Annotated in this window: 13 protein-coding genes; 10 read left to right on the forward strand and 3 right to left on the reverse strand. The window is 63.2% G+C overall.

The window, feature by feature from the left end; all coding sequences use genetic code 11:
• Positions 1 to 111: 111 nt before the first annotated feature.
• Positions 112 to 1,440, reverse strand: coding sequence for a spinster family MFS transporter (locus tag AC3WN7_RS19390; RefSeq protein WP_173862098.1), 1,329 nt, complete (start codon positions 1,438 to 1,440; stop codon positions 112 to 114).
• Positions 1,437 to 2,420, reverse strand: a complete 984-nt coding sequence (locus tag AC3WN7_RS19395; protein WP_102674564.1) for a flavin reductase family protein — start codon at positions 2,418 to 2,420, stop codon at positions 1,437 to 1,439. Before AC3WN7_RS19395 ends, AC3WN7_RS19390 begins: the two co-directional genes overlap by 4 nt.
• A gap of 169 nt (positions 2,421 to 2,589) precedes the next feature.
• Between AC3WN7_RS19395 and AC3WN7_RS19400 the strand changes: the two genes are divergently transcribed.
• The 6 genes from AC3WN7_RS19400 (at position 2,590) to AC3WN7_RS19425 (ending at position 11,971) form a co-directional block, all read left to right on the forward strand.
• Positions 2,590 to 4,053 (forward strand): coniferyl aldehyde dehydrogenase, encoded by a 1,464-nt coding sequence (locus AC3WN7_RS19400; RefSeq protein ID WP_256585687.1) that lies wholly within the window; start codon positions 2,590 to 2,592, stop codon positions 4,051 to 4,053.
• 54 nt (positions 4,054 to 4,107) lie between these two features.
• The gene (locus tag AC3WN7_RS19405; RefSeq protein WP_102674566.1) at positions 4,108 to 5,760 is read left to right on the forward strand and encodes a methyl-accepting chemotaxis protein; all 1,653 of its coding nucleotides are present in this window, start codon (positions 4,108 to 4,110) and stop codon (positions 5,758 to 5,760) included.
• A gap of 178 nt (positions 5,761 to 5,938) precedes the next feature.
• Complete coding sequence (locus tag AC3WN7_RS19410; protein WP_102674567.1) at positions 5,939 to 7,510, forward strand: amidase; 1,572 nt, start codon at positions 5,939 to 5,941, stop codon at positions 7,508 to 7,510.
• Between the two features lie 278 nt (positions 7,511 to 7,788).
• Entirely contained in the window at positions 7,789 to 9,498 is a 1,710-nt protein-coding gene (locus AC3WN7_RS19415) for an FAD-binding protein (protein WP_102674569.1), read from the forward strand.
• An 8-nt stretch (positions 9,499 to 9,506) separates the two neighbouring features.
• Entirely contained in the window at positions 9,507 to 11,165 is a 1,659-nt protein-coding gene (locus AC3WN7_RS19420; protein ID WP_102674570.1) for an FAD-binding protein, read from the forward strand.
• A 23-nt stretch (positions 11,166 to 11,188) separates the two neighbouring features.
• The gene (locus AC3WN7_RS19425) at positions 11,189 to 11,971 is read left to right on the forward strand and encodes an SDR family oxidoreductase (protein WP_102674571.1); all 783 of its coding nucleotides are present in this window, start codon (positions 11,189 to 11,191) and stop codon (positions 11,969 to 11,971) included.
• 310 nt (positions 11,972 to 12,281) lie between these two features.
• On the opposite strand, the gene AC3WN7_RS19430 is transcribed toward AC3WN7_RS19425, so the two are convergent.
• Positions 12,282 to 13,067, reverse strand: a complete 786-nt coding sequence (locus tag AC3WN7_RS19430) for an enoyl-CoA hydratase (RefSeq protein WP_102674572.1) — start codon at positions 13,065 to 13,067, stop codon at positions 12,282 to 12,284.
• Positions 13,068 to 13,209: 142 nt separating this feature from the next.
• On the opposite strand from AC3WN7_RS19430, the gene AC3WN7_RS19435 reads away from it, so the two are divergent.
• From AC3WN7_RS19435 to AC3WN7_RS19450, 4 genes are read left to right on the forward strand one after another with little or no spacing between them, the layout of a single operon-like run.
• Entirely contained in the window at positions 13,210 to 13,995 is a 786-nt protein-coding gene (locus AC3WN7_RS19435) for an SDR family oxidoreductase (RefSeq protein ID WP_102674573.1), read from the forward strand.
• Positions 13,996 to 14,051: 56 nt separating this feature from the next.
• Positions 14,052 to 15,020 (forward strand): bifunctional MaoC family dehydratase N-terminal/OB-fold nucleic acid binding domain-containing protein, encoded by a 969-nt coding sequence (locus AC3WN7_RS19440; RefSeq protein ID WP_102674574.1) that lies wholly within the window; start codon positions 14,052 to 14,054, stop codon positions 15,018 to 15,020.
• A gap of 8 nt (positions 15,021 to 15,028) precedes the next feature.
• Positions 15,029 to 16,162 (forward strand): acyl-CoA dehydrogenase family protein, encoded by a 1,134-nt coding sequence (locus tag AC3WN7_RS19445; protein WP_102674575.1) that lies wholly within the window; start codon positions 15,029 to 15,031, stop codon positions 16,160 to 16,162.
• On the forward strand, positions 16,134 to 16,553 hold the full coding sequence (locus AC3WN7_RS19450; protein WP_102674576.1) for a MaoC family dehydratase: 420 nt from the start codon (positions 16,134 to 16,136) through the stop codon (positions 16,551 to 16,553). Before AC3WN7_RS19445 ends, AC3WN7_RS19450 begins: the two co-directional genes overlap by 29 nt.
• Positions 16,554 to 16,570 lie beyond the last annotated feature (17 nt).

Below are 16,570 nucleotides of genomic sequence, written 5' to 3' on the forward strand. Positions count from 1 at the left end.
GTGGTCAATACGCTTCGTAGATTGATGCAGGTTTATTCATTTCCACGTAACGGGACACGCACGCCGAAAATCTGAGAATGAAAGTATTTTCACCATAGGACTGAACTCAGCTTATCCCCTGTGGCTATAGCCCGTTCTGGACGCATTGCTCGCGGTGCGCATCAGCAATAGCACTGCGCAAATTACCGGCAGGTTCACCAGCAGTAGCGCATACCGCAATGACTCGTGGCCAAACAGCGGTAGCAACATATCGCTGAACAAGCCGGTTATCAGTGGCCCGACGCCGACCCCGAGCAGTGTGCTGACGATAGTTTGCAGAGCCATGGCTGTACCGCGTCGATCGGGTGGCACCAGTTGGGTGACGAGGTTGTAGGACGGGGCGACCCACCACACGGCAAAGAAGGAGTAGAGCGCGCACCAGACCATGGCGGTTGGAATCGGCACATCGCCCAAACGCACCAACAGGGAGTCGGGCCAGAGCAGATAGGGGATCAGCGCACAGATGGCCGCCAAGTGGCCGAATATCGGAATCGAGACTTGCCAGTGTGGATTGCGACGGCTCAGGCGGTCACTCAACCAGCCACTGAACAGACCACCTATCCCGGCCGAAGTACCGCAGATCACCCCAGCCAACAATCCAGCGTGTTGCAATGACAAACCGTGGGAGCGCACCAGGAAACTGGTGTTCCACATGCCAATGGCATAGGAGCTGAGCGTGGTCAGGCCGCCTGCCAGGATCAGGCAGCGGTAGGCTGGCAATGCCCAGAGTTTGCCTGCTTCGGCGCCCATGCCCAGCAGCGCAGGTTGCGAGTGGAGGTGTGGCGTGAGGTCCCAGCGACCGCGCTGCGGGTCACGCACGACAAAGGCCAGGATGGCGCTGAACAACAGGGCCGGCACGCCAAGGGCAATGAACGCACTGCGCCAGCCATAGTGCTCCACCACCCAGGCGCCGATACTCAAACCGATGATCGAGGAAAAGGTCGGTGCGGCGGTAAAACAACTGATTGCGAATGAGCGTCGTTGTGGTGGATACAGGTCAGCGATCAACGACAGCGAGGCCGACGTTGTCGGCGATTCGCTGACGGCAACCAGCATTCGCGCAAAGGCCAGCGCCAGGAAGCTGCCAGCCAGCCCGCACGCCATTGTCGCCACGGCCCACAGCAGGCAAGACATTGCCAGCAGACGGATGCGCGGCATGCGGTCCACCAGCCGCCCCGCTGGCAGGCCCATTAGCGCATAGACGGCGGCGAACGCCAGGCCCGAGATCAAGCCGATGGCGGTGTCGCTGACCGCGAATTCGGCTTTGATCGGTTCGACCATGACCGCGAGTATTTGTCGCCCGACGAAGTTGTCGGCAAACACCATGGCCAGCAGCAATAGCAAGCCATGGCTACCCCAGCCGACACTGACCGGTGACAACAAACCTGCGCGGGCGGTCATCGCGGTGCCCACAGATCAGGCAAGCCTGGGTCACTGACGACGATCAGGCGCTTGAGCAAGACCTTCAAGGCTTGTGCGTCGGCGGCTCCAAGCTTGACCGAGAGATCTTCTTCCACGGCCTTGGCCAACGCCAGTTGATGCAGGGAAACCTCGCGGCCCTGAGCCGTGAGGACAAACCGTATCGAGTCTGCCGAGCCCTCGAACGCGACCAGGCGCTGGCGTTCGAGAAAGCGCATGCTCGCCAGCGTGACTTCGCGGCCGGTGTAGTTGACGAAGGTGTTGATTTCCTCAAGGGTCAGGTTGTCGCGAATACACAAGATCGAAAGGACAAAAAACGTCTGTTCGTCCAGTTGCTGACTGTTCAGCAACTGGCGCAAGGCGTTCAGTACCTGGTAATGGCCGCGCCCCAACAGGTAACCGAGCAAGTCCTCGGTGTAGCAGCACTCCGGTGGCGGTGGTGTGGTTGCCAGGCGCAGCTCGCTGCGGGGCTTGCGCGTGGCCAGGGCATATTGGCCGCTCTGGAACGCCAGCGGCGCCCGGTCGCTGTGATCGAAGGCGAGGACTTCACCGACAAAGATCACATGGTCGCCGCCTTCGTACTGGAAGGCCGTGCGGCACTGGAAGCGCGCCGTGCAATCTTGCAGCAGCGGTGCCTCGCTGACGCCATGATCGAGTTCGATCTCGGCGAACTTGTCTTCGCCCTGGGTGGCGAAACGTCCCGACAGGGTCTCCTGCTCCGTGGACAGCACGTGCACGTTCCAATGCTTGCCGCTGCTGAACACCGGCAGGCTGCGCGCTTGCTTGGACAGGCTCCAGAGCACCAGCGGCGGGTTGAGTGACACCGAGTTGAAGCTGTTGGCGGTGATGCCCACGGGCGAGCCGTCTTCGGTCTGAGTGGTGATGATCGTGACCCCGGTGGTGAACGTGCCGAGCGCGGCACGAAATGCCTGGGGATCGAAGCTGATGTTTTGCATTGCCATGACTGGCCTCATGGGGTGGGGTTTTCGTATGGCCAGTATTGGGCGTTTGCAGGCACTGAACATCGTCTCAACGGACTAACGCTAATGTACGGCCTCGTCCGATTGGACGAGGCGGCGCAGCTGTCCGCGAGGCTAGGGTGGCGCCAGGCGCATCGGGCGCTCAACGGCCATCGAGCCAACCTGCAAGGGGATAACAATGAGTACAGCCGCGTCTTGCGTCCAGGACCTTTCCAGCCTGCTGGCGCAACAGAAAAAAGCCTTTGCCAGCGCTGGCAGCGTCAGCGCCGACACCCGTCGCCAGCGACTCCAGCAAGTGATCGACCTGCTGGTCCACAACCATGCTGCATTGACCACGGCAATCGACGAGGATTTCGGCGGGCGGCCCGTCGGTTTTTCATTGATGAATGACGTGCTCGGTGCCCTGGCATCGCTCAAATATGCCCGCGATCACCTGCAGGCGTGGATGCAGGACGAGCCGCGCGCGATGTTCGCCCCATATGACCAGCTCGGAGCCGGGGCCTGGGTCATGCATCAGCCAAAAGGCACGGTGGGCATCCTGGGTACCTGGAACGCGCCGCTGTATACCTTGTTCAGTCCTCTGGCCTCGGCGCTTGCGGCCGGTAACCGGGCGATCCTCAAGCCTTCGGAAGTGGTGCCACGCACCGCGGAACTGGTGGCGCGCCTGTGCGCCGAACATCTCGACCCGCTGGTGGTGGCGGTGGTAATCGGCGGGCCGGAACTGGGCGATGCCTTCAGCAGCCAGCCCTTCGACCACCTGGTGTTCACCGGCAGCACGGCGATTGGTCGGCTGGTGATGGGCAATGCGGCGAAAAACCTGGTGCCGGTGACCCTGGAACTGGGTGGCAAGTCGCCGGTGATCGTTTCGCGCAGCGCCGACCTGAACAAGGCGGCGTTCAGTATCGCCGCGGGCAAGGCCTGCAATGGCGGGCAGATTTGCATCAATCCGGACCTGGTGTACGTGCCCAAGGCCCAACTCGAATCGTTCCTCGATGCGCTGCGTTGTGCCTATCGCGACCTCAACCCGACAGTGGCTGGCAACCCGGATGTGGTGGCGGTGGTCAACCAGCGTCACCTGGACCGGGTCGAGGGTCTGGTTGAGGACGCGCAGTCGCGCGGTGCGCGCATCGAGTGCCTGCCCGAACCCCTGGCCGTGGATGCACAAGACCGACGGCGCCCGCTGCGGGTGGTGGTTGATCCGGTCCCGGACAGCCAGATCATGCACGAGGAAATCTTTGGCCCTGCGATGGTCGTGCTCAGCTATGACGACCTCGATCAGGTCATCGCTGACATTAACGGCAGGCCACGTCCGCTGGCGCTGTACTACTTCGGTGAAGATCCGCAGGAGCAACGTCATGTGCTGGAGCACACCCTGTCGGGTGGGGTCACCATTAACGACGTGATGATGCACGCCGCCATGCACGATGCGCCGTTCGGCGGCGTCGGCGCCTCGGGCATGGGCCATTACCATGGCCGCGAAGGCTTTCTCCAATTCAGTCATTTGCGCACGGTGTTCAAGGCATCTGCCCACGACCCGCGCCGCGAATGGGGCCTGTTGCCGCCTTATGGCGAGCACTATCTGGCGGCCATGCTGACCGGGGTCACTTGCGACTGATTTCAGCGTGGGGGCCTTGCGCGCCCATCCGCTGCACGAGACAGGCCATTGGTTATGTTCAAGGTAATTACTATCGCCCAGCGCCTGTGGCTCTGGGCGCTGTTGGCGACTTTGCTGTTCGTCCTGGCGGTGCTGTTCGGCGCCTATGGCTTGCAGCAGGCGCGCGACAGCCTGCGGGCAATCAACGAGGACAACCTGGCAACATTGTTGATGTTCGGTGATATCGAATATCGGCTTGGTGAAAGTCGACGCCAGGTTTTGCTGGCGATCCAGCAAGACCCTGAAGGCCCGCTGGTGGCGGCGTTCGACCGTCCGGTGGAAGCCACCCTGAGTGCCATCGAAAGCAACAACCGGGCACTGGCCGAGGTCTGGACGAGCTATCGTCAACGCACGTTGAGCGGCGAAGAGCAGCAGGTGGCCGATGCGTTCGACAAACACTATCAGGCGTGGCGGGACGAGTTGGGAATCCTCCTGGAATCCTTTCGCGCCGGCGATTTTCGCCTGCCCGGCATTTTGTCTTTTCTGCGCATGGCCGAGCCTGAAGGCAGCGCCGCCGTGGCCGAGTTGAGCAAGTTGCAGGCGTTGCAGAAAGCCAGCGCCGCGCAAGCCTATGAGGCGGCAGAGCGCCGCTATCGCTCGACACTTTGGGCTTACATGGTACTGGCGGTGGTGGGCGGGCTGGCGGGCAGCCTCACGGCGTTTTCCACTCTGCGTCGACTCAAGCGCGCTTTTGCCCAAGCCGGTGCCAGCGTGCGGGCCATCGCCAGTGGCGATCTTGTGCAACCGATCGAGATCAAGGGCGGCGACGAATTCGCGCTGATGCTGCGTGACATTGCACGGATGCGTGACAGTCTGCACGGGCTGATTTCACAAATGCGCGAACTGGTGCAGCGGGTCAGTCGTGAAGCGGCGCACATGGCCGAGTCGGCGGAACTGGCCTCCACGGCTACCCAGCACCAGGCGGACGCGGTGCGCGGAATTTCCCGGGCGGTGGAGGATCTGTCGGGGTCGATCGGCGAAGTGGAAAACCAGGTCGGTGTCTCACGCGACATCACTCAGCATTCGGCGGGGCGCTCGGGCAAGAGCGAGGGGTTTATCCGCGACATGGCCCAGGAGATGAACCGCATCAGCGACGTGATCAGCGACACGGCCGTGCACATTCGTGAGCTCGAAGGGTTTTCCGGGGAGATCAGCCATGTGCTCAAGGTGATTCGCAGCATTGCCGAGCAAACCAACCTGCTGGCGCTGAACGCTGCGATTGAGGCTGCGCGGGCTGGCGAGGCTGGTCGCGGATTTGCCGTGGTCGCCGACGAGGTGCGCCTGTTGGCGCAACGCACCGCCAGCTCCATTGGCGAAATCGACCTCACCGTGCAGCGCATCCAGGAGGGCACGCTGGCGGTGGTCGACGGCATGGGTCGGGTGGTCAGCCGGGTGCGCGACGGCGTCAACCTGGCCCATGAGGCTGGCGATTCAGTGGCGCAGATTCGCAGTGGCACCGATGATGTGATCCGCAGCGTGGACACCATCGCTGCAGTGATCACCGAACAGGTGCGCGTCACGCGGGAAATGGTCATCCGGGTCGAGAGTGTCTCGACCGGCACCGGAGCGTTGTCGGCCAACGCCGGGCGTAGCGCGGTGGCCGCCGCGGACCTGGAACAACTGGCGCGGGCATTGGATCAGTTGTCGGCGCGCTTCAATGTTGCATGAACATCTGCCTTGTTCCATCTGAATACCGCAACTCCTGTGGGAGCGAGCCTGCTCGCGATGAGGTCAGCAAATTCAACATCAACATTGGCTGATCTATCGCTTTCGCGAGCAGGCTCACTCCCACAAGGAGTAGGACCTCAATCCCTTAATAACCCACAATCAGGGCGCGATCACTTCCATGGATAACCACGAAAACGCACCACTAAACTCCACCACCACCGGCTGGCCGCGCCGCAGTGTACTCAAGGCAGGTGCCGTGGCTCTCGGCGTCGGGCTACTGGGGCGGTTTGCCGACGCTCGCGCGGCGGGACTGTCGGCCAGCGACTACCAGGCCATGGATGCCTGGGCGATGAGCCAGGCGATCCGCAGCGGCGAACTGAGCGCCGAGGACCTGTTGGCGGCGGCGCTGGCCCGCTACAACGAGGTCAACCCCAAGATCAATGCAGTGAACATGCTGCATGAAACCTACGCGCGTACACTGCTCGCCCAGCGCCGCGCCGCCGGCACCTACAACCAGGGCACCCTGGCCGGTGTGCCGCTGCTGTTCAAGGACCTGAACACCACGCTACAAGGTACGATCACCAGTAACGGTAGCCGGATGTTCAAGGACTCACCGCCCGCTCTCCGCACCAGCACCCTGATCGCCCGCTACGAGCAGGCCGGTGCGGTGCCGTTCGGCAAGACCGCATCCCCCGAGTTTGGCTTGACCACCACCACCGAATCCCTGGCCTGGGGCCAGACTCATAACCCGTGGAACCTGGCCATGAGCGCAGGCGGTTCTTCTGGTGGCTCGGCCGCTGCGGTGGCGGCGGGGATCGTTCCCGTGGCTCATGCCACTGATGGCGGCGGTTCGATCCGCATTCCCTCTTCGTACTGCGGCGTGGTCGGGCTCAAGCCGACCCGCTATCGCACCCCCAGCGGGCCACTGCATTTCGAAGGTTCGTTTGGAGCCAGCGCTGCCAATGTGGTGTCGCGCACGGTGCGCGATACCGCGCTGTTCCTCGATGCCGGTCAGGGTCATGAGGCGGGCAGTGCATATTGGTGCCCACCATTGATTCGGCCTTATGTGGAAGAGTTGCAACGTGATCCGGGTAAGTTGCGCGTGGCCGTGGTGCGCCAATCACTGACCGGCGCCCCTCTGGATCCGGCGATTGCCGCCACACTGGAACAGACCATCAAGCAACTGTTGGCCCTTGGGCATCAACTCGACGAATTGACGCTGAACATCGATCCGCGCCAGTTGTTCGGTGCCCATGGCACTGCGCTCGGCATGGCATTGCGTGTGCAGATTCATGACCGGGAGCAGGTACTCGGACGGGCTGCCACGGTTCAGGATCTGGAGAAGATCACCTTGGTCAACCTCGAACGCTCGAAAGCGACCAGCGGCGAAGACTTGTACCGCGCGCGGCAAGCGTTCGAGAGTATTGGCGCGACGATGGAGCAGCACTTCGAACGCTACGACGTGATCCTGTCGCCGGTCACGGGCAGCCTGACTCCGAAGCTGGGTCTGTTGTCGCTTGACCAGCCTTGGGACAGCTACGCCCATCAGGCCATGGGCAGCGCCGGTTTCACCGTGATAGCCAATGTCAGCGGCCAGCCAGCCATCTCTCTACCACTGGGCCAGAGCGCCGACGGCCTTCCGGTGGGCATGATGTTCACCGCTCGCCTGGGTGGCGAAGACGTGCTGCTGCGCCTGGCGAGCCAATTGGAACAGGCCCATCCGTGGGCCGCCAGGCGCGCCTTGCTGTAACCGCCCGATGATCGTTCCCATGCACCTGGGGATGATCATGTCCCTGTAGGAGTCAGGCTTGCCGGCGAAGAACGATGACGCGGTCTGGCAGATACACCGTGTCGTGCCGTTCGCGGGCAAGCCTCGCTCCTACGGGAGCGAGGTTGGTTGCCGGGCCCTAGTCCACTTTGACGATGAGCCCATCCCCCTGCAACCCCGATCATGGGCTGCACTCCGCCAGCGCACCCGCTGCGTCGTCGGCGGTTTTTTTTCTGACCTCAGCTAATGGCATAAAAACAATGACGGCTCAAGTTCAGTCTCAGACCCACTACGACGTGATCGTCGTCGGTTCGGGCGCAGGTGCGATGACTTCGGCGGTGTTCCTCGCCGACCAGGGTTTGCGCGTGCTGGTGGTGGAGAAAAGCGACCAGTACGGCGGCACCTCGGCGATCTCCGGCGGCGGTATCTGGATCCCCAACAACCATTACTTCGCGCGCATGAACGGCAACGACAGCTACGCCACGGCCCTGACTTACCTGCAAGCGGCGGCGGGCGAGCATGTCGATGAAACGCGCCTGCGCGCCTACCTGGACAATGCGCCGAAGATGATCGAACAGCTCACTCGTATCAGCCGGGTGCGCTACGCGGTGGCGGCCAAATACCCTGATTATTATCCGCACCTGCCGGGTGCCCTGGCCGGTGGGCGGACCCTGGACCCGGAGTTCTTCGACACCAGCCTGTTGGGTGAGGAACTGGCAAACCTGCGCAAGCCGTCGCCTTCCACCTTGCTGATGGGGTGCATTGCCTGGACTGCGCGTGATGCGCACAAGGTCATGGCCCGCAGTTTTGGCTGGCGCCTGCTGATCATGAAACTGATGCTGCGCTACAAGCTGGACTTCAAATGGCGGCGCAAAAGCAAGATTGATCGCCGTGCGTCCCTGGGCAGTTCGCTGGTGGCCTCGTTGCGTCGCTCGCTGATGGATCGCAATGTTCCGCTGTGGCTCAACACCGATTTTTGCGGCCTCATCACCGACAACGGACGGGTCAGTGGCATCAACGTGCGACGTGACGGTGCCGAGCTGCAACTGCAGGCGCGCCTGGGGGTGATCCTGGCCTCGGGTGGCTTCGAACAAAACCAGGTCCTGCGCGACCAGTACCTGCCCAAGCCAACCCGCAAAACCTGGAGCGCGACACCGCCTGGCAACAACACCGGCGCGGCGCTGGAAGCCGGCATGGCTCAGGGCGCGGCCACCGCCTTGATGGATTGGGCCTGGTGGGCGCCGACCATTGCCGTACCGGGAGAAGACAAGCCCCGGGGGATCTTCGCCGAGCGTGCGTTCCCTGGCGCCATCGTGGTCAACGGTGAGGGGCAGCGGTTTGTCAACGAGGCGGCGCCGTACCTGGAGTTCGTCGATGCCATGCATCAGGACAACCAGAAAACCGGCGGGAAATCGGTGCCGGCCTGGGTGATCTTCGACGCGCATTTCCGTTTCAACTACGCCATGGGCCCGTTGATGCCGGGCCAGATCATGCCCGACAGCCGCCTGCGCAAGGAGTGGCTCAACAACCTGTACTGGAAGGCTGACAACCTGGCCGGCCTGGCCCGGCAGATCGGCGTCGACAGCGCTGGCCTGGAAGCCACCGTCAACAAGGTCAACAGCTATGCAGGCACCGGTGTGGACCTCGACTTCGCCCGTGGCGGCAACGTCTTCGACCGTTATTACGGCGACAGCAACATCAAGCCCAACCCCTGTCTGGCGCCGCTGCGCAAAGGCCCGTATTACGCCATGCGCCTGGACGCCGGGGACATTGGCACCAAGGGCGGTCTGTTGACCAACGAGCATGCACAAGTGGTGCGCGATGATGGCACGACCATCGCCGGCTTGTACGCCATCGGTAACTGCTCGGCGTCGGTGATGGGCACCAGCTATCCGGGGGCGGGTGGCACCCTGGGACCGGCGATGACCTTCGGCTATGTCGCCGCCAACCACCTGGTCAGCCAGCGTTAGGAGGGTCCATGTCCGATAACATTCCCAGCACCGAAATATTGCCGCCCTTGCAGGTGGCCGATAGCAACAGCCTGACCTGGGACGATCAATGCGATGTGCTGGTCGTCGGCTGGGGCGCGGCCGGTGCCTGCGCCGCGCTGGAAGCTCGCGCACAGGGCGCCGATGTGCTGATCGCCGACCGCTTCACCGGCGGCGGTGCCAGCGCCAAGAGCGGCGGGGTGGTGTACGCCGGTGGCGGCACTCGCCATCAGCAGGCGGCGGGTTTCAACGACAGCCCCGAAGCCATGTTCGATTACCTCAAGCACGAAACCCGCGGCGTGGTCAGCGACGACACCCTGCGGCGCTTCTGTGCCGATAGTGTGAGCAATCTCGATTGGCTGGAAAGCCACGGCGCACCCTACGCCCACCAGATGCCGCCGGGGGGCAAGACCTCGTACCCACCTGACGGTTACTTCCTCTATTACTCTGGTAACGAGCTGGTGCCCGACTACGGTGGTCCTTTGCCCCCGGCGCCACGCGGTCATCGCACCGTGGGCAAGGGGCAGGGCGGCGCGTTGCTTTTTGCTCACCTCAAGGCTGCGTGCCTGAAGGCCGGAGTGAGGCCGTTATTGCAGGCAGCGGCGCGACGGCTGGTGGTCGATCCTAAGGGGCGGGTGCTGGGTGTCGAGTTTTGGTGTATTCCCGATGGCAGCAAGGAAGCGCAGTTGCATGCACAACTGGCTGCCCGTGCCGAGCGATTGCAGAACTTCGCTCCTGGCTATTGCAATAAACTGCGCAAGAAGGTCTGCCAACTCGAACGGGATTTCGCCCGGCCCCAGCGGGTGCGTGCGCGCAGCGGAGTGATCCTGAGTACCGGTGGTTTCATCTTCAATCGCCAGATGATTGAGCAGCATGCACCGAAGTTCCAGCGCAACTTCAAGGTCGGCGCCACCGGCTGCGATGGCAGCGGTTTGCGTCTGGGCGCCAGTGTCGGCGGCCAGGGTTCGGGGCTTGAACGGGTGTCCGCGTGGCGCTTCCTCAACCCGCCGTACAGTTGGCACAAAGGTATCGTGGTCAATCGCGAGGGCCGGCGCTTCTGCAATGAAGAAGTCTACGGTGCCACCCTGGGCCAGCCGTTGATGGAAGAGCAGGGCGGCAAGGCGTGGCTGGTGCTGGATGCACCGTTGCGCAAGAAGGCCATTGGCGAGGCACTCTTCGGCGGCTACTGGTGGTTCCAGAGTTTTCCGGCCCTGGCGCTGATGCTGTTCAAGGTGCGCAAGGGCAAGAGCCTGAGTGAGCTGGCCGACGCGACGTCCATGGACCCCGCCGTGCTGCGTGCCTCGGTGCTGGCCGCCAACGCTGCCGCCCGTGGCGAGGCGCCGGAGCCGTTCGGCAAGTCTGAGGGCGGGCGCCAGGTGCTGGAACAGGGGCCGTTCTATGCCTGTGATATCTCCGTGACCAATCCGGTATTCCCCCTGGGTGCCCTGACCCTGGGCGGCTTGCGCGTGGATGAAGGCAGCGGGGCAGTGCTGGACGAGCAAGGCCAGGCGATCGATGGCCTGTACGCGGCCGGGCGCAGTGCCCTGGGGATTCCTTCGCACTTGTACATCAGTGGCTTGTCTCTGGCCGACTGTGTGTTCTCCGGTCGTCGTGCAGGCGCCGCTGTCGCCCGCGGCCAGCAACCTTAATCGATTCACGCACACGAGATGACATGATGATGCTCAATCAACATAACAAGAACGGCCGGGTTCACGGCAAGGTTGCGCTGGTCACCGGTGGCGCCAAAGGGATCGGCGCTGCCAGCGTGCGGTTGCTGGCGGCCGAAGGTGCCCAGGTGCTGATCAGCGATCTGGACGTCGAGGCAGGCCAGGCCCTGGCGGCCGAAATCGGACCGGCTGCTGCCTTTATCCGTCAGGACGTCAGCAGTGAAGACCAGTGGCTTCAGGTCATCGGCCATGTGCGCGAGCACTACGGTCGCCTGGATATCCTGGTCAACAACGCCGGCATCCTGATCGGCGGCTCGATTGAGGAAACCAGTCTGGAGCAGTGGAACAAGGTGCTGCGAGTGAATGCCGACAGTGTGTTTCTGGGCTGTCGCGAAGGCATCGCGTTGATGAAGGACAGCGGTGGTTCGATTATCAACCTGTCTTCCATCGCGGCCCTGGCCGGGCGTGATGATTATCTGGCCTACGGCGCCTCCAAGGGGGCGGTTGCGGCGTTGTCGCGTTCGGTGGCGGTACTGTGTCGACGGCGCAAATACCGCATCCGCTGCAACACCCTGCACCCCGATGGCGTACTCACCGACATGACCCGCGTTAGCTTCCCCGAGGGCGTCGATCCGAACCGCCTGACCATCGACAGCGACCCGATGAACCGCATGTGCCGGCCTGAAGACGTGGCGGCCAGCGTATTGTTCCTCGCCAGCGACGAGTCCCGGGCAATCAATGGTGTCGAGTTGCGCATTGATAGTGGGCAGTTGGTGATGAGTATCTAAACTCTTGCTCCCACACAAAATCACTGTGAGCGAGCTTGCTCGCGAAGGCGGTGTGTCAGTCAACATAGATGTTGAATGTACCGGCCTCTTCGCGAGCAAGCCCGCTCCCACAAGGGATTGGTGCAGGCATAAAAAAAACGGGCCTTGGGGACCCGTTGGAAAGTTAGCCTGACGTCCGTGCCAGGCCTGAAATGCGATCAACTGTGTGCGTGCTCGTGATGGGGGGCGGGTCAGTCAACAAGATGTTGAAAATATGCTGGCCCTATCGCGAGCAGGCTCGCTCCCACAGGTTTTGTACCTTGACGAACGCTTAATACCCTTCGAATTGAGCCGGGCGTTTATCGATGAACGCTTGCATGCCTTCCTTCTGGTCCCGTGAGGCAAACAGCAGGGCATTGGCCTTGCGCTCCAGGGCCAGGCCGGCCTCCAGCGGGGCGTCCATGCCGGCCAGGATCACTTCCTTGATCTGCTCGGCGGCCAGGGCCGGCATCGCCGCGATGACTCGTGCCAGCTCCAGGGCGTGGGCCTGTACCTGGTCATCGTCCACCAGGTCGCTGACCAACCCGGCCACCCAGGCCTCTTCGGCGCTGATCGGTTGCCCGGTGAGCGCCATGCGCATTGCCTTGACCTTGCCCACCGCGCGCACCAACCGCTGCGTGCCGCCGATGCCAGGCATGATGCCGATGCGGATTTCCGGTTGGCAGAAGCGCGCACTGCGCCCGGCGACGATCAGGTCGGCGTGCATCGCCAGCTCGCAACCGCCGCCGTAGGCGTAACCGCAGACCGCCGCGATCACCGGTTTCGGGCAATGCTGGATCGGCCCCCAGACCCGCTCGGTGTGGCGCTTGTAGATATCGATGGCGCCGACCCCGGCCATGCTGTTGATGTCGCCCCCGGCAGCGAACACCTTGTCACCGCCCGTCAGAACGATGCATCGCACTTCGGGATCGATCGCCAGCTCACTGAAATGCCGCGACAGCAGCGCCTGCAATTCCAGGCTCAAGGCATTGGTCGCCTGCGGGCGATTGAGCCGCAGCAGGGCCACGCCGGGCAGTGGGCGTTCGAGCAGAATCGGTGCAGCGGATGAGTCGGACATGGGCAGCCTCAAAGACCAGACAAGGTGTGAATGGCCGCCAGTGTCCTGTTCACGAGGTTGAATTTTCATCGTCCGTTCAGACGTAGTTTGCCCCGCGGTTCGTCCCTAGAGTGACCCTTGTCAGTAGAGAAAGGAGCACATGATGGAGCTGCATTCGGGTCTTGATTACAGCGGCAAAGTGGTGCTGGTCACCGGTGGCACCAAGGGCATCGGCGCCGGTATCGCACGAGGATTCCTGGCAGCCAACGCGAGGGTGATCGTCTGTGCCCGGCGCGAACCTGAACAGGTGCCGACACTGGGTGGCAAGAGTGCAAGCTTCATTGCTGCCGATGTGCGTGACCACGATTCCCTGCAACGCCTGTTCGCCACCATCGAGCGCGACTTCGGGCGCCTCGACGTGGTGATCAACAACGCCGGCGGCAGTCCTTCCGCCGACGCCGCCACGGCCTCGCCGAGGTTTCACGAAAGCATCATCGGGCTGAATCTGATCGCGCCGCTCAACGTCGCCCAGCACGCCAACCGGCTGATGCAGGCACAGGCGCAGGGCGGTTGCATCGTCTTTATCGGCAGCATCAGTGCACTGCGTTCCTCGCCAGGTACCGCCGCTTACGGCGCGGCCAAGGCCGGGGTGCTGGCGTTGGTGCAATCGCTGGCGGTGGAGTGGGGCCCCAAGGTGCGGGTGGTCACGGTCAGCCCAGGGCTGGTGCTGACCGAACAGGCGCATCTGCACTACGGCTCCGAGGCCGGTATCGCCGCCGTCGCTGCCGGCATTCCTGCCGCCCGCATGGCGGTGGCCGAAGACATCGCCAACGCCTGCCTCTACATCGCATCACCGCTGGCCAGTTACGCCAGCGGTTGCAACCTGTTGCTGCACGGCGGTGGTGAACGCCCGGCATTTCTCGGTGCCGCGCAGGTTCTGCCCACCTGATCGACCTATTGCGGCGACCGGGTTCGGTGGCCGCCTTCAATCTGAAGGAGACGACTTTGGCTGATCCACAATTGCTATCCAATGTACGCGCCCTGGTGGGGCGCCAGTACGGCCGCGTGTATGCCTGGGACGAGGTCAACGCACCGATGATTCGCCAGTGGTGCGAGGTCATGGGCGTGGACAACCCACTCTACATCGACCCGGCTTTTGCCCTGGGCACCCAACATGAGGGCCTGATCGCGCCGCCGGCGATGTTGCAGGTGTGGACCATGGAGGGCCTGCATGCCAACAACTATCCGCCTGGCTCCACCGACGAGAACCCTTACGAGGTGCTCAAGGAGATGGAAGCCTACGGCTATGCCTCCACCGTGGCGGTGAATTCCGAGCTGAGCTTCACCCGCCCGGTGCGCTTGGGGGAAAAGCTCTACTACACCACGCGCCTGGATTCGGTTGGCGATGAGAAAACCACCGCCCTGGGCACTGGCTTTTTCGTCACCCTGGTGATGAGCCACTTCGTTGAAAAGGCCGGCGGCGATGAGCCGGTGGGCGAGCTGCTGTTTCGCGTCTTCAAATTCCGCGCGGCCAACGCCAAGGCACCGGCCAAGGTTGAGTCGGCACCGGTCAAGGCCAAGCGCCCGCTGCCGGGCATCAGCGACGACACCCGGTTTTTCTGGGAAGGCTGCGACAAGGGGCAGTTGCTGATCCAGCGCTGCACCGCCTGCCAGACCCTGCGTCATCCACCGGCACCGGTGTGCATCGAGTGCCACAGCTTCGACTGGGACACCCTGCAGGCCAGCGGCCGCGCCACGTTGTATTCGTTCGTGGTGATGCACTACCCCGAAGTGCCGCCGTTCGATTACCCCAATCCCATCGGCCTGATCGAACTGGAGGAGGGCGTGCGCCTGATCGCCGGTCTGGTCGGTATCGAGCGTGAGCAATTGCAGATCGGCCAGCGTTTGCAGGTCGAGTTCCAGACCTTCGATGACCAGCTGACCCTGCCGTTGTTCCGGCCGGTAGAGGCATAGGAGCCACCATGGATTTCGAATTGAGCGAAGACCAGCGCGCCATTGCGCAGATGGCCGACGGCTTGTTTGTCGACCATTGCCATGACGACTACATGCGCCAGTGGGACACTAGTGGCGAGCCGATGATGGCGCCGCTGTGGACGTTGTGTATCGAGACCGGGCTACATGCCCTGGCGATTCCCGAAGAACACGGCGGCAGCGGTCTGGGCATGACCGAACTGATGCTGGTCCTGCAAGCCCAGGGCAAGGCCCTGGCCCAAGTGCCATTGTGGCGTCATCAATTGGCGGCCGCGACTCTGGCCCGTTTTGATGCTGGCGACGGTGCCGGGTGGGTGGCCAAAGCGGCGTCCGGCGAGGCACTGCTGAGCCTGTCCGTCGATGGCTTGAGCAGTGCCCGGGGCATTGAGTTGCAGGCACAGGCGAATGCCGGGGGCTGGTCGATCAATGGCCGGGTCGCGGCGTTGTCCCTGGGTGACCAAGCCAGCGCCGCACTGGTGCTGGTGCAGGCCGAGGGGCAACCGCGCTTGCTGCTGCTCGACCTGGCGGCGCCCGAGGTACAGCGGGTGTCGGCGGTGTTGACTCACGGGGAAGCGGTGGCCGACCTGCATATCGAAGGCTTGACCGTGAACGCTACCGCGCTGCTGCCGGCCGAGTCCGTCGCCTGGCTGGAGCTGCGCTGCACAGCGGCATTGGCAGCCCTGCAACTGGGGCTCAGTGAAGAGCAGATCCGCCGCACCGTGGCCTATGTCAGCGAGCGCCGGCAGTTCGAGCGCAGCATCGGCAGCTTCCAGGCGGTGCAGATGAGCATGGCCGACACCCATATCGCCGTCGAAGCCTTGCGCACCGTGCTGTGGCAACTGGCCTACCGCATCGATGCCGGTCTGCCGGCGCCCAGCGAAGCCCTGGCCACCGCGTGGATGGCCTGTGAAGCGGGGCATCGCATCGGCCATATCGCACAGCACGTACATGGCGGCATCGGCGTCGACCTGACGTACCCGATCCACCGTTTTCTCTACTGGAGCCGCGGTCTGTGCCTTGCCCTGGGTGGCTCGGCGGCAAGCCTGGAACGCCTGGGCGACTGGCTCAACGATAACGACAAGCTGGGATGGAAATATGACCTCGAAGAACACCAAGCGCTTTGACGACGTGCGCCCCGGCGAAGTACTGCCGGAGCTTGCCGTGCCGATCACGGTGACCCTGATCAACGGCGGCGCGATTGCCACCCGTGACTACTTCCCCGGTCACCACGACGCGGAAGCGGCCCGTGCCCTGGGTTCGCCCCATGTGTTCATGAACATCCTCACCACCAACGGGCTGGTGCAGCGGTTCATCGAGCAGTGGGCCGGGCCGCTGGCGCAATTCACCGCGCTGAAAATCAAGCTCGGCGCGCCGAACTATCCCGGTGATTGCATGACCTTCAATGGCAGCGTCACCGGTGTTGATGCGGACACCCGTTCGGTGGAAATCACCTTGAGCGGCAAAAATTCCATGGGCAACCACGTGACCGGCACGGTCGCGCTGGTCCTGCCCTGACAGCCGGAGAGACACAG

Source organism: Pseudomonas sp. FW305-70 (assembly GCF_058783925.1).

What these genes read in the sequence shown, in the direction of transcription:
- AC3WN7_RS19395 (WP_102674564.1), bottom strand. Translation starts at nt 2,420, where the DNA reads ATGGCAATGCAAAACATCAGCTTCGATCCCCAGGCATTTCGTGCCGCG.
- AC3WN7_RS19425 (WP_102674571.1), top strand. Translation starts at nt 11,189, where the DNA reads ATGATGATGCTCAATCAACATAACAAGAACGGCCGGGTTCACGGCAAG.
- AC3WN7_RS19390 (WP_173862098.1), bottom strand. Translation starts at nt 1,440, where the DNA reads ATGACCGCCCGCGCAGGTTTGTTGTCACCGGTCAGTGTCGGCTGGGGT.
- AC3WN7_RS19450 (WP_102674576.1), top strand. Translation starts at nt 16,134, where the DNA reads ATGACCTCGAAGAACACCAAGCGCTTTGACGACGTGCGCCCCGGCGAA.
- AC3WN7_RS19410 (WP_102674567.1), top strand. Translation starts at nt 5,939, where the DNA reads ATGGATAACCACGAAAACGCACCACTAAACTCCACCACCACCGGCTGG.
- AC3WN7_RS19435 (WP_102674573.1), top strand. Translation starts at nt 13,210, where the DNA reads ATGGAGCTGCATTCGGGTCTTGATTACAGCGGCAAAGTGGTGCTGGTC.
- AC3WN7_RS19445 (WP_102674575.1), top strand. Translation starts at nt 15,029, where the DNA reads ATGGATTTCGAATTGAGCGAAGACCAGCGCGCCATTGCGCAGATGGCC.
- AC3WN7_RS19430 (WP_102674572.1), bottom strand. Translation starts at nt 13,067, where the DNA reads ATGTCCGACTCATCCGCTGCACCGATTCTGCTCGAACGCCCACTGCCC.
- AC3WN7_RS19405 (WP_102674566.1), top strand. Translation starts at nt 4,108, where the DNA reads ATGTTCAAGGTAATTACTATCGCCCAGCGCCTGTGGCTCTGGGCGCTG.
- AC3WN7_RS19415 (WP_102674569.1), top strand. Translation starts at nt 7,789, where the DNA reads ATGACGGCTCAAGTTCAGTCTCAGACCCACTACGACGTGATCGTCGTC.
- AC3WN7_RS19420 (WP_102674570.1), top strand. Translation starts at nt 9,507, where the DNA reads ATGTCCGATAACATTCCCAGCACCGAAATATTGCCGCCCTTGCAGGTG.